This is a genomic window from Desulfobacter latus, assembly GCF_013389365.1.
Taxonomy (GTDB): domain Bacteria; phylum Desulfobacterota; class Desulfobacteria; order Desulfobacterales; family Desulfobacteraceae; genus Desulfobacter; species Desulfobacter latus.
The window spans coordinates 39641-52191 of sequence record NZ_JACADJ010000024.1 but is presented as its reverse complement, the minus strand read 5'-3'; the positions used below and the strand labels follow the sequence as shown (position 1 = coordinate 52191).

The 12551-nt window shown below is 46.4% G+C and carries 12 protein-coding genes; 4 read left to right on the top strand and 8 right to left on the bottom strand.

The genetic code is table 11. From position 1 onward, the window contains the following. From HXW94_RS08975 to HXW94_RS08940, 8 genes are all read right to left on the bottom strand, one after another. Positions 1 to 408, bottom strand: a 408-nt coding sequence (locus HXW94_RS08975) for a hypothetical protein (protein WP_218576639.1), incomplete at its 3' end; no start/stop codon positions are given. A gap of 3 nt (positions 409 to 411) precedes the next feature. Next, entirely contained in the window at positions 412 to 555 is a 144-nt protein-coding gene (locus HXW94_RS20335; RefSeq protein ID WP_218576638.1) for a helix-turn-helix domain-containing protein, read from the bottom strand. A 44-nt stretch (positions 556 to 599) separates the two neighbouring features. After that, entirely contained in the window at positions 600 to 3155 is a 2556-nt protein-coding gene (locus tag HXW94_RS08965; protein ID WP_246293810.1) for a BatD family protein, read from the bottom strand. 40 nt (positions 3156 to 3195) lie between these two features. Next, complete coding sequence (locus HXW94_RS08960; protein WP_178366557.1) at positions 3196 to 5130, bottom strand: VWA domain-containing protein; 1935 nt, start codon at positions 5128 to 5130, stop codon at positions 3196 to 3198. 20 nt (positions 5131 to 5150) lie between these two features. Beyond that, positions 5151 to 6182 carry a vWA domain-containing protein gene (locus tag HXW94_RS08955; RefSeq protein ID WP_178366556.1) on the bottom strand — a complete coding sequence of 344 codons (1032 nt, stop codon included), beginning with the start codon at positions 6180 to 6182 and terminating at the stop codon, positions 5151 to 5153. Next, positions 6182 to 6745 (bottom strand): hypothetical protein, encoded by a 564-nt coding sequence (locus tag HXW94_RS08950; RefSeq protein ID WP_178366555.1) that lies wholly within the window; start codon positions 6743 to 6745, stop codon positions 6182 to 6184. Before HXW94_RS08950 ends, HXW94_RS08955 begins: the two co-directional genes overlap by 1 nt. After that, a complete protein-coding gene (locus HXW94_RS08945) occupies positions 6745 to 7620 on the bottom strand; it encodes a DUF58 domain-containing protein (protein ID WP_178366554.1) in 876 nt (291 codons plus the stop codon). Before HXW94_RS08945 ends, HXW94_RS08950 begins: the two co-directional genes overlap by 1 nt. Positions 7621 to 7643: 23 nt before the next feature. After that, on the bottom strand, positions 7644 to 8618 hold the full coding sequence (locus HXW94_RS08940; protein WP_178366553.1) for an AAA family ATPase: 975 nt from the start codon (positions 8616 to 8618) through the stop codon (positions 7644 to 7646). 339 nt (positions 8619 to 8957) lie between these two features. On the opposite strand from HXW94_RS08940, the gene HXW94_RS08935 reads away from it, so the two are divergent. The 4 genes from HXW94_RS08935 (at position 8958) to HXW94_RS08920 (ending at position 12470) form a co-directional block, all read left to right on the top strand. Continuing rightward, positions 8958 to 9524, top strand: coding sequence for an LPP20 family lipoprotein (locus HXW94_RS08935; RefSeq protein WP_178366552.1), 567 nt, complete (start codon positions 8958 to 8960; stop codon positions 9522 to 9524). Between the two features lie 49 nt (positions 9525 to 9573). Next, positions 9574 to 10473 carry an OmpA/MotB family protein gene (locus tag HXW94_RS08930; protein ID WP_178366551.1) on the top strand — a complete coding sequence of 300 codons (900 nt, stop codon included), beginning with the start codon at positions 9574 to 9576 and terminating at the stop codon, positions 10471 to 10473. A 195-nt stretch (positions 10474 to 10668) separates the two neighbouring features. Beyond that, the gene (locus HXW94_RS08925; RefSeq protein WP_178366550.1) at positions 10669 to 11262 is read left to right on the top strand and encodes an LPP20 family lipoprotein; all 594 of its coding nucleotides are present in this window, start codon (positions 10669 to 10671) and stop codon (positions 11260 to 11262) included. A 278-nt stretch (positions 11263 to 11540) separates the two neighbouring features. Beyond that, a complete protein-coding gene (locus tag HXW94_RS08920) occupies positions 11541 to 12470 on the top strand; it encodes an OmpA/MotB family protein (protein WP_178366549.1) in 930 nt (309 codons plus the stop codon). Positions 12471 to 12551 lie beyond the last annotated feature (81 nt).

Genomic DNA, 12551 nt, shown 5'->3' with positions numbered 1-12551 from the left:
GACAGCTTTCGGGAAGTGAATAAAATTATTTTTAATTTTACACTGTTGGTTAGTGAAAATAACTATCCCTAAGCCATCTTTTTTATCTTTATAGTTGGGCGGTTTTGGTCTGCCTGTGAAAACTTCAGGATTCTTTTTGAATTCTCGATTTGCGTTGAAAAAAGATTTCCAGTCCTTTTCAATTAATCTCAAAATCTGTTGAGTGGTCTGAGCAGGTAATGCCCTGTAAACATCTTCGTAATCTCTTTTGATAATTTTATCCATTTTGGGGTAGTTTATTATTTTACCATTGTGGATAAAGTTTTGCCGCATAATAAAAGTTGCACAGTTGTATAAGTTTTTAGATTTAAACGCTAAATCAGTTAAGTTAGAAGAATTGCGTATTATGAATCTTTCTACTCTATTCACAAATTAAATCCTTAGATTAGCTTTTTTTTCTACATAATCATATCTACCGGTTGGTAATTTAGTAGCTTTAATTTTTCCACTTTTAATATAATTTCTTAAAGTGGATTTCGACACTCTAAGTATTTTAAGTGCTTGATTTGACTTCATATTAATACTCATAAAGCTTTTTGAGATATAATTCTACTATTTTTTTAATTTTTTTGATATATTTTTCTTGACCATATTATTTCCGCTTTGCTGCAGGCCACCCACCCCACCTTGTCTTTGGCAAATCGAATTTTCATATAATTGTCTTTTTTTTCCAGCACCCGGACCCGTGTACCGGCATGCAGGTCAAACAGGAGAGTGGCATTATCCATGGTTCCGGAGCGTACACCGGCCTGTTCTGCAAGAATTACGGCGTTTATATCCGCGTTCATCCGGTTGTATTCAAGACCGGCAGCCAGGGTTGTACCGGTAAAAAGCAGAAAAAGAAAAATGCCGATGCCCGAAAAAATATGTCTGTTCCTGGCCTTTTGAACCGTTGCCCAGATAAAAAAACAAAAGGAGAGTGTAATCGAGGCATACTGAAGCCATTGCAAAGAAACCAGACCCTGCCAGAAATAAAGGATACCGGCAAAGGAAAATTTAGGTTCTTTTTTATCTTTTAAAAGGCTTTGGGCATAGGCCAAATTAAATTTTAAATCCGGATCTGACGGTGCAAGCTTTCTTGCCCGCTCATACCAGAGGATGGCCCGGCCTAAATCCTTGCTTTTTAAATAGGCATTACCGATATTGTAGAAAAGATCCGGATTATTCACGCGGGTTTTGACAATGGACTCAAACCGTGCCGCCGCCGCAGCGTAATCCCCGGCTTTATAGGCGCGCACCGCATCCACAAACACACCCGCCTTGTCTTTTACGGCGTGAATTTTTTGGGGAAGGCTGGGCTCAGCCGTATCCTGTGCCGCCATACCCGTACCCCGGAACATAAACAGGGATACTCCCACACAGGCCACAACCATAAGCGTACGGATCAGGGATGAAACCTGATCCAGGCAGCTTTGTGCAGTGTTTTTATCCATGGACTTTCCCCCGAAACGGGCCGCATCCATGGTATCCATCAACAGGGTGACCTTATCTACGGTCTCCTGATCCCGGCCGCTGTGGGACAGAATCTGCCGGGCCTCATCCCGGGTCAGGCTTTGGCCCCCCTTGCCGCCCCGGGCCAGGACGGCATAGGTAAGGGCTGAAGACAGACCCGGCAGAAATCCAGGGTCGTCAGGTGAGGTGTTACGCGCTTTTTTCAGATACGCCCATGCTTTCTGCCGGTATTGCTCTTTCAGGGATTTTTCCCTGGCGCCAAACCGCATGGCCGTGCTCACCGCCCCAAAGCCGAAAGCCGGCAGGAAAACCAGACAAGCAAACCAGAACATGGAAAGGCAGGGGCGTGAATGGATACTTGCAATATCTTCTTTAATATCCAGAATATCCCTGTTTTGCAGTTTAACCTCGAATTGTTTGATTTTGGATGCCGACGGCATTCCTGCTCCTGTATTGGCGGCCGGGGTGCCATCCACAACGGTCACAGGACCGCCCGGCTGTACCTCAAGGGTTAACGGCGTTGTGCGAATGGTTTTATACGTCTTGGCATCCGTATCAAAAAAAACCAGACAAAGGCCGGGAATAACAGCCTTTCCGGGTACCGAGGCGACCAGGGCCTGCTTGAACACTTTGTGTCCCTCAAATCCCTGCTCGGTAACCTGTACTTCCTGGGCCGGAGTGTCTTCATATACCTTGAATTTGGCCGTATCCAGGTTCAGGGCAGGCAGGGCCGCATCCATAATATTTCCCGTTCCTTTGATAATCACGGTCAATGTGGCGGATTCGCCTGCTTTCACCGTGTTTTTGTCCAGTGTGCTTGATATGGAAAATTTGCCCACAAGGCCTGAAAAGGGTTGATCGCCTTTATATTCCGGCAAGGCAGAGACCGTCAGATCCACCGCATTGGACACCACGCGCACCGGCTTTGCCGGTGTGGTATCAAAAAAAGAGTCCCGGAAAAACGAATCGTTAAATACGGAATTGAGCGGATCACGTTGTCTGGTCCGCTGCATCGGCACCTGGGCCACAAAAACAGCCGGTGAAATGGTAAACTGCCCGGGGACGTCCGCCTGGATCAGATATTTTGTCTCATTTACCATGAACGCCCGGCCGTTGATGGTCCGGGTGTACTTGGACCACTCCGTCAACTGCTTGGCTGTCAGGCCCTCAAACCGGGGGGAATCAAAGGTAGCGCCCTTGATCCGTTTTGCCGCGCACAGTTTCAGGGTATACACCGCCTGCTGTCCCGGTACGATACCGTCGCTGCTCAGGGATGCTTCGGCAAAAAAATCACCTTTGTCATCACCGGCCTGGGCTGAAGATTCTTTCACCAGGATTTTGATCTCCCGGGTTAATACGGATTCGCCGTCCCGGACGCAGGTGATGGGCGGAATCGTCAGCACCCCGCGCTTTAAAGGAATCAGCATGAACCGGTATATGACCTTATGGCGCCATGTGCCGTTGATATAGCTTCTGTTGGACTGGGTACCGGCGGAATTGACCTGGAACCCGGTGATGGAAGATGTATCCACGTCGGCCTCACCGCCGTCCACAATCACCTGCAATGACACAACATCCCGGGGTGTGATCCGGGTCTGGTCCACCTGGGCTGTTGCGGTAAAGGCCAGGGCTGTGCAGGGCAGACAAAAAAGCAGAACGGCCATTGCCCAGCCTGCCATATGTATTCGATTTATAATCGTAATATTACCAATCCTTATCATTGTTCCGTGCTCCGGTTTGGGGAATCAGGGCCATGCCGGGTTTATCTTCCAGGCGGTTGAGACGGTTTTCAAGCATTTTTGACTGTGCCTGCTGCATGTTATCCTCTCGTTTTTGTCCTTTCCCGGCATTTCCGGCCTGGGCAGTCTGGGCCTGTGACGCCTGTGGCAACATATCCTGATGCTGAGCCGTCCGGGCCTGGTCCGGCTGCCGGTTATTTTCTTCAGGTTTATTTTGCTGATTTTTATCCCCCTGGTTTTTCCGACCCTGTTTATGATCATCCTGCCCCTGCCCCTGCCCCTGCCCCTGGTCCTGGTTCTGCCTGTCCTGCCGGTTCTGATCTTTTTGCTTTTGATCCCCCTGATCCTTATTTGACTTGTCTTTATTTTGATTGTCCTGATCTTTATTCTGTTGATTCTGCTGATTTTGCTGCTGTTGATCTTGCTGCTGTTGATCTTGCTGTTCTTGTTTTTTCTCCTCAAGCTTTTTCTTTACAAACGCAAGGTTTTCTCTGGCCTGGGTATCATCGGGAAACTCCTTGAGCAGGTTCTGATAATCCTCAATGGCCTTGTCCAGATGGTTTTGACGATAGCGGGTGTTCGCCAGGTTGTACAGGGCATTATGTTTAAGCACCCTGTCCGTTGTATTCACAGCCTGGGCAAAATTGGATTCAGCCAGGTCATATTCACCGGCTGCATAGGCAGCCGCCCCAATATTATAATAAAGACGGGGATCATCCGGGTTTTCAAGCTGGGCATCAATAAAATGTTTTTTGGCCTGCTGGAACTGCTGGTTGTTCCAGGCCTGCATGCCTTGCTTAACCGGAGACGTCCAAAATTCTGCCCGGGCAGGCCCCGGTGCCATAAGCCCCATGACAATGGCCAGACCAATCAGGGAACCTCCCCTTTGAACACCGTGTCTCCGGCCGGGTCTCTCGGGTAAAAAAGTTTCAGCAAGCAGCAGCAGGACACAGGGCAGCAAGGCCCACTGAAACCGTTTTTCCCAGACCTTTTTACGGCCCTGGGTCAGCTCCTTTCGCTCCATGGTGCCCAGAATGTCCCCGGAATAGATCTGTTCAAGGTCCATGTCCCCGGCCACGGATCGCACATACCGGCCCTGGGTCATGGCCGTAATTTTTTTAAGCATGGTTTCGTCCACTTTTGACAAAATGATATTGCCTGCACTATCTTTTTTGAATCCTCCGCCCTTGTCCGGAATCGGGGCACCGGCCGGGTCCCCTACCCCGATGGCAAAAATACGGATTTTTTCCTTGGCAAATTTTTCCACCACGTTGGTCAAGGCCCTGTCATCACCGGCTGTATCCTCACCATCGGTGATGAGAATAATAGCTTTTTCCGCAGTGGATGACGCATCAAATCCGTTGTAACAGGTCTCCAGGGCTGTGGTCAAATCCGTGCCCCCCACAGGCAGATAATCCGGGTCCAGGGCATCAAGGAAAATCCCGAATGCGTTATAATCAAGGGTTAACGGGCATTGCAGCACGGCAGCCCCGGAAAAGGCCACAAGTCCGGCCCGGTCCGAGTGCATTAACCGGGTCAAGTCAATGATTTCACGCTTGGCCCGGGTCAGCCGTGTGGGGGAGACATCCTGGGCCAGCATGCTGCGCGAACAGTCCAGAGCAATCATGATATCCACCCCTTTCCGGGTGGTTTTCTCCCAGCGGTACCCGGCCAGAGGACCTGCCAGGGCCACCACGGCAAATCCCGTGGCAAGTACGGCCAAAACCGCTTTTACCCATTTGGGGCCATAGGAAAACCCCGGCAGAATATGATCAAACATGGACGCGGTTGCATACCGGGCAAGGATCTTTTTGTGTCGCAAAATGCCGTACGCCAGCAATCCTGCCAGGGGCACAAGGCCCCACAAAAAAAACAGAATATGTGGATGGTCAAATTTCATATTTACATCCTTTTACTCACTTAAGGCAACTCCATAAGCCTTGTGCTGCCAAGACCCAAACATGCAAGATAAAGCAGCAGTCCCGGGATCAGAAACAGGGTATAAAGCTCCTTGTAATCCACCCATTTGTCCACCTTGACCGTTGTCTTTTCCATTGAATCAATCATCTTATAAATGGATGCAAGGCTGTCAGTGTCCTTGGCTTTAAAAAAGGTACCGCCGGTCTGTTCGGCAATTGAATCCAGGGCATCCCAGTCCATATCCACCTGGCGATACACATACTGCTTACCAAAAAGCCCGTCCACAAGAAAAGGGGCCCTGCCCCTGGAACCCACGCCAATGGTGTAAATTTTAATCTTTCTTTGGGCGGCGATCTTGGCGGCTTCCTGCCAGGAGAGTTCTCCGGCATTGCTCTTACCGTCGGTGAGCAGAATAATGATATTTGATTTGGCCGGTATATCTTCCAGGCGCTTTAACGAAATACCCAGGGCATCGCCAATGGCGGTATTGGGTCCGGCCGCCCCGATCTTTAAATGATCCAGCATGAATGCAATGGTGTTGTAGTCCCGGGTCAACGGTACCTGGGTAAAGGCATGGGTACCGAACACCACAAGGCCGATGCGATCCCCTTCCCGCTTCATGATAAAATCGGAAACCACCCCCTTGACCGCGTCAAGGCGGGTGACAATTTTGTCGTCGCGCTTAAAGTCAAGGGCTTTCATGGACCCGGACAAATCAAGGGATAGAACAATATTCACCCCTTCGGTCTCCACATTGATCTTGCGCTCTCCGGCCTGGGGCCGGGCAAGGGCTATAATCATCAGGCTTAAGGCCAGCACTTTTACCAGGGGCATGAGGTGAGCCACGAAAACAGCGAGACTGAACGGTACCCGGGACGTACCGGTCAGACTTGACACCCGGATACTGTGACCCGAAAACGTGGGAAGCCATTTGACTGAAAAGCGTCTGCTATTTTTGGCCGTGTGAACCAGTAGCCACATCCAGGGCAGGATAAGCAGCAGCATAAACCAGGGGGAGGCAAATCGAAACATCAGGCATCCTCCGTATCTTCTTTGGCCGGCGCATCCGCAATCGTCTGTTCAATCCGGGCCACAAGGCTGCCGGCAAGGGCCAGATCCTGCTCCATACGCCCGGCATCCAGCTTCCCCTGGGTATCCAAAGGCATATAGCGGATGGGATCACACTGATCCTGGAACTGAACCAATTCCGTTTTAAGCCCGGTATCCAGAGAGTTAAGGTTTTTTACGGCCCTGGCCATCTCCTGGGAGGTCATCTCGGAACAATTGATTTGAAACCGACCTGAAATATAGGCTTTTACAATACGGCCCAGTTCAAAATAAAAAATTTTAGCATCATGGCCGAAATCAGCCATGCACTGTTCCAGATCCCGGGCTGCTGTCTCATATGGGGAGAGCTGCGGAAGGGCCTGGGCCTCATGGGTTTTATTCTTTCTTTTTTTAAGCCGATACCGGATGATCAGGGCCATCAGCGCACAAAGCACCAGTGCCCCTGCACCCCAAAGAAGCCCTTGGATCAGTCCCGGGTCCATGCCGGTCATCACCGGCGGCCTTATATCATGAATATCTTCAAGCATCAGCGTCTGCGCTCCCTGAGCATGAAATAGCGGGTCAACACGTCGGACACACTGTCAGCCGTGGTGACATCCACAAGATCCACCCGAGCTTTGCTGAACACCGATTCCGTCAGGGTATGGATTTTCTGCCGTTGATCCGTATACCATTGCCGCATTTTTTTGCTGCCCGCATCCATGCGCGTTTCTTCCCCGGTTTCAAAATCCGTTATCCGCACAATACCGGCAGAGGGCAGGTGAAAGGCCCCGTCATCAAACACACGCATACCCACCACCTCATGCCGCCGGTTTAAGAGGCGCAGGCTTTTTTCGTACGCAGGGGAGAGATAGTCGGAAATCACAAAGGCAAAACTGCGCTTTTTGCTGATTTTTGCCATGAAATCCAGCGCACAGGCGATATCCGTGCCTACGCCCTGGGGCGCAAAGGTAAAAATCTCCTTGATCACCCGCCAGATATGGGCAGAGCCCTTTTTGGGCGGGATATACTTTTCCACCTGGTCCGTAAAAAAAATCACCCCCACCTTATCATTATTTTTAATGGCGTTGAATGCCAGAACCGAGGCCAGTTCCGCCACCTTTTCAAGTTTGCTGCCCGCATGGGTCCCGAAATTTAAAGAGGCGCTCATGTCAATGAGCAGCATGACAATGGATTCGCGCTCTTCCCTGAACAGTTTGACAAACACCTTTCCGGTGCGCGCCGAAACATTCCAGTCAATGGCCTTGACATCGTCACCCGGCGCGTACTCGCGCACCTCTTCAAATTCAATGCCCGAGCCTTTGAACACAGACCGGTACTGTCCTGCCATCAGGGTGTTGACGGTTTTGCGGGACGTTATATGAATCTGCTTGATTTTTTTGATGATATGGGCAGGAATCATTTCAGGTCACCTGTAACTTGTTTTTATGGCACTTCCACGGAATCAAACAAGTCCGTCACCACTTGCTCGGTTGAAATCTCTTCAGCCTCGGCCTCAAAGGAGAGCAATATTCTGTGGCGCAGTACATCCGGTCCGGCAAGTTTTATGTCCTGGGGCGTAACATAGGCCCGGCCTGCAAGAAATGCAGTGACCCTTGCCGCCTTGGCCAGGAAAATGGTTGCCCTGGGTGATGCCCCGAATTCAATATAATGGCCGGTCTGCATTTTGCAGGATTCCGGATTCCGTGTGGCAAAAATCAGGCTGACGATATATTCTTTGAGTTTTTCATCCACATAGACCTGATCCACCAGGCGCTTTAATCCGGCAAGGTCCTCACATGAAATAACAGGCGAAATCTCTTCTACTGCGGCAAAGCTTGTCTTTTTAAGAATCTCAAGCTCCTGGGCCCGGCTGGGGTATGCCACCAGCACTTTAAGCATGAAGCGGTCCACCTGGGCCTCGGGCAAGGGATAGGTGCCCTCCTGCTCAATGGGGTTCTGGGTGGCCAGCACCAGAAAAGGGGAAGGCAACGTATAGGTGCTGTCGCCGATGGTCACCTGCGTTTCCTCCATGGCTTCCAGAAGTGCGGACTGCACCTTGGAAGGGGCCCGGTTGATTTCGTCGGCCAGAATAATATTGTTGAACAGCGGGCCTTTACGGGTGACAAAATCCATGGTTTTAGGCCGGTAAATCTCGGTACCGGTCAGATCCGCCGGCAAAAGGTCCGGGGTGAACTGAATGCGTTTGAAATCGGCCTGGACAGCAGCGGCCAACGCCTTGACCGCCGAGGTTTTTGCAAGGCCCGGCACCCCTTCAATGAGTACGTGCCCGCCGGTGAGAAGCCCTGTCAGCAGGCCGTCAACCAATTTTTCCTGACCCACCAGGGTTTTACCGACCTCACTGCGGATGCGGTTCACCAGAAGATGGGCTGTTTCAATCTGCTTTGTGATTTCTTCCATAAAAAAAACTTAACATTATGATATTATTATTAAATTCAAGCAAAAACAATTAATACACCATCAAAATAAGACATAATATACTGATATTAAAATAAAAATATTTTTCGAAAACTCAAGTAAATATAATGCGCACAAATGTGGTGTCAAATAAAACGACATGCCAAAAAGCTGTTTTTAAAGATTTAAAACAAATTGTCGATATGCCAAAATGTGTAAGCTGAGTTGCAAATCAATGTCAGCATAGCTGGAATTCCTTGATTCCAGGGGTTAAACACTGTCCGAACCATTGATCAATGTGGAAACTTTATTTTAACTCATTAAACATGTAAGGATAATTAGATGGAAATAAAACAAGTTCGGTGTTTGCAGGGCGTTATTGCCTGTTTGATGCTTATCTACTTTGCTGCTGGTCAGGCGTATGCACAAGGTTGTATTTATGGGTGTCCAGGCTATATTACGCCTTTACCGACAACGACATTGCGTGTTGTCGGAAAAGGCATTGAACCAGAAAGGGCAAAGACAAGGGCTCAAGCCATTCTAATGGCTGAAAGAGCAGCTGTAGCTGATGGCTACAGGTTGATGACTGAAAAAATTTACGGCGTTTATGTTGACAGCTTGGCATATATCAACAACGGAAGTGTTGCCTATTCGCTTTCGCACAATGAAACGCAAGCATGGGTAAGAGGTGCAGAAATTGTGCAAATCAACAGATTAAGCAACGGCATAACAGAGGCGGAAATGGTTTTGCGTCTGCCGATTCCTTGTTGCGGTAACCGTTGCTGCCCTGCCCCCTGTTTCAAATCTACTTTTACCAAACCAGGCTGTTATAATTTCGGCGGGTGTTGCAGAGACTCAAAAAAAACATACTATGAGGAAAAACATTCAATAAAATACAAGCGGTATTAAGGAGCCCCTAAAAACAACTGATACAAAAATTTGAACGAATGGAGGAAAAATGAAAGCCATTAAAATACTTACCGGAGTTGTTTTTTGCCTGGCTATATTTGCACTGATATCGCCGCCGAAAGCTTTTTGTGAGCCTATTTCATCTGATAACGGCAAAGTATTTCCTATTATCGAGCGAGATACAACCCATGATACTGTTAGAGCGTATGAAGCTGAACTTGATATGCTCAATGAAGATCTTTTGAGACTTAAAGCGGATAAGGAGTGGCTCTATCTTAAAATTTTTCGCATTCAAGATCAAAATCGAATTGTTCCACAAGATCTAAAAGAGTCACGGATTAATCTTACAAGAAAAATTGCTATTGTACTGAAAAAAAAAGAGAGGCTCATCCACCTTATCAGAAAACATAGAGGTGTTATCAGAGATCTGAATCGTAAAATTGATCCTAATGTCGGTTTTAACTCATTCTATTCAAAAGACTTAGCAGGATACTATCCGATAGGGAACCCCAATATGAATGGGGGTGAATTAAACGGTAAAATTGCTCAAGCCGGCTTACAAAACCATCTTGAAGTCGTTCAGAATGCATCAGGTGTATTTTTAAGAACCGCATCGCCTATACTTTTTGCATCAGGCAGTTCTAAAGTAACAGATCCATACAGATCATTTTTACGCAGACTTGCCACCTTTCTTGCACCTTATGAGGTTTTTATCAATGTGGATGGTTATACTGATGATGTAAAGTTTAAAAACAAAACAATGAGCAACATAGAGTTAAGTGCCAAAAGAGCCGGAGCCGTTATTCAAGTGCTTAAAAAGTATGGTATGAAACCATCTATTTTTAAGCTTAACGGCATGGGGCAATATCCGCTTTGCAGTGAAAATTCTGCGCACTGTAGAATGTTGAGCAGACGGGCTGATATCAGAGTCTACTTTAATCAAAATTAAAAAATACATTATTTTTGACAAGTTATAAATTTTATTCTGCTATATCATATTTTTTTTACTCCAGGCATTAAAAATGCATTATTGGGTTTTTAGATTAATTAATTATGTTGCGCACATAAAATTATGACCAATAAATAAAAAATAGACAAAGCCATACTCAAACTTATTCATCTTGCTTAATAAAGGGAGAAAAAAATGATGAAAAAAGCAATTGTGCTGTCATATCGTACTCTATCAATTTTTATCATGATCACTTTATGCGCTATGCTAACAGGTTGTGGTTGTTATTATCAGCGCACCAATCATTTGCCGGTAGTTGATGGAGAGCTAAACCCGTCAGGCATCAACAAGGTAGAAACATACCGTGTTATTGGAAGGGGCATTGAGCCTGAAAAGGCTAAAACCAGAGCTGAAGGCATTTTGATGGCAGAGCGTGCTGCTATTACTGATGGCTATAGACAACTTGTAGAAAAGTTACACGGCATTTATATTGATTCCCAGTCACAAATGAACAACGGTAGTGTAAACTACAGCCTTCTTTACAGCGAAACCCAGGCATGGCTCAGAGGTGCTGAAGTTATTGAAATTACACGTCTGAGCAATGGTATTACAGAGGCTGAGATAATTTTGCGTCTCAACTTTGTAAACAGGGCAAACGTATGGTGTCCCACAGGGCCGATCTCATGTGAGGGGTCTTACTCAACGCCTTCTGCCTCACCTGTCTGTACGCCTAAAAATGGTCCTCCTGTAACGCCTATGGCGGTAAGCTGTCCTCCTGAAACTCGATGATCAGGCGTTTGTTAATTTGCCCAACTTCGGCGTTGGAATCCGGTTAAAAATTGTTTCCGCCTTGAATTTGAACAAATATATCCTCATAAAAGTAGTTTACACTTTTTGGGGTGAAGCCCCTGGAAAACGGAGCTTGCGTCAGAAAGTGTAAAGTGCTTATGAAGGATACCGGAAACCTGATTGATTTTCATGTGTTGTTGTGCCTGGTCAAGCATTAATTTTATTTCCAAAGATGAAACTGAAGAAGATATTTGTCATCAAAAGGAGAGGTAATTTTCATGAATATTGTCAAAATATTGTTTTATACTGTTGGTTTCTTGACATCATCATTTTTTTTACCGCTGCATATAGTATATACAACCGAATTTTATAGCAACTCACAAGATGCTGCAAATCTCATTATTGAGCGTGACACCATACACGATACAATGAGAGAGCATGAAACACAGATAGAGGCTTTAAATCAAAGGCTTTTAAACCTTAAAATGGATCAGGAGTGGGTTCGTTTAAAAATAGAGGATATTAAAAGTCAGCATAGAATTATTCCCCAAGCGCTTATTGAATCGAGAAGCAACCTGCTTAATAAGCAAAAAGTTATTGAAGAGGAGAAAAAGCGCTTGATGGAACAGGTTCGGATACATAAAAACGCTATAAAAAAAAAGAATCTTATCATCAATAAGCGTATGCCCGGCATGAGTCGTCAGGGTGGAATTACGACTGATGATCTTTTTTCTGATGTCAACAAAAAAGAGCCTCATTTAATTTCCATGTCTGACAGTGGGGCGGAAGAGAGACTAAAAAAAGAGATTAAAGCATTGGGTCTTGAAGAGTGGGTCGAGTTAATTGATGATCCGTCAGGAGTGCGTCTTGATTTTTATATGCCTATTTTGTTTTCATCCGGCAAATCAAAGGTGAATGCTTCATATAATGATTTTCTATCAAAACTTGCAAAACTTACCAAGCCCTACGATGTAAAAGTTCATGTTAAGGGCTATACTGATAGCTTGAAATCAAAAAGTATATCCAATATTGAGCTTGGTGCTAAAAGGGCTGCCAAAATTGTTAATGAGTTGATCAAGTATGGAATGCATCCAAAAGTGTTTGAGGTCAGTAGCAGAGGTGAGTATCGCAAGGGATCGCATGTGAATAAAAAAAATCATGCCTTCAACAGAAATGTAGAATTAACTATATATTTTCAAAGATCGTAGTTTAAAAAAGATCAGGTTTAACCTGGAGATTGACCCCAGTGTAAATAAAATGCTATAAAGTTTTATGTCAACTTTGCAGCA

Excerpts from the sequence above, each read along its gene's own strand:
- HXW94_RS20335 (WP_218576638.1), bottom strand. The coding sequence starts at position 555 with ATGAAGTCAAATCAAGCACTTAAAATACTTAGAGTGTCGAAATCCACT.
- HXW94_RS08965 (WP_246293810.1), bottom strand. The coding sequence starts at position 3,155 with ATGGCCGTTCTGCTTTTTTGTCTGCCCTGCACAGCCCTGGCCTTTACC.
- HXW94_RS08960 (WP_178366557.1), bottom strand. The coding sequence starts at position 5,130 with ATGAAATTTGACCATCCACATATTCTGTTTTTTTTGTGGGGCCTTGTG.
- HXW94_RS08955 (WP_178366556.1), bottom strand. The coding sequence starts at position 6,182 with ATGTTTCGATTTGCCTCCCCCTGGTTTATGCTGCTGCTTATCCTGCCC.
- HXW94_RS08950 (WP_178366555.1), bottom strand. The coding sequence starts at position 6,745 with ATGCTTGAAGATATTCATGATATAAGGCCGCCGGTGATGACCGGCATG.
- HXW94_RS08945 (WP_178366554.1), bottom strand. The coding sequence starts at position 7,620 with ATGATTCCTGCCCATATCATCAAAAAAATCAAGCAGATTCATATAACG.
- HXW94_RS08940 (WP_178366553.1), bottom strand. The coding sequence starts at position 8,618 with ATGGAAGAAATCACAAAGCAGATTGAAACAGCCCATCTTCTGGTGAAC.
- HXW94_RS08935 (WP_178366552.1), top strand. The coding sequence starts at position 8,958 with ATGGAAATAAAACAAGTTCGGTGTTTGCAGGGCGTTATTGCCTGTTTG.
- HXW94_RS08930 (WP_178366551.1), top strand. The coding sequence starts at position 9,574 with ATGAAAGCCATTAAAATACTTACCGGAGTTGTTTTTTGCCTGGCTATA.
- HXW94_RS08925 (WP_178366550.1), top strand. The coding sequence starts at position 10,669 with ATGATGAAAAAAGCAATTGTGCTGTCATATCGTACTCTATCAATTTTT.
- HXW94_RS08920 (WP_178366549.1), top strand. The coding sequence starts at position 11,541 with ATGAATATTGTCAAAATATTGTTTTATACTGTTGGTTTCTTGACATCA.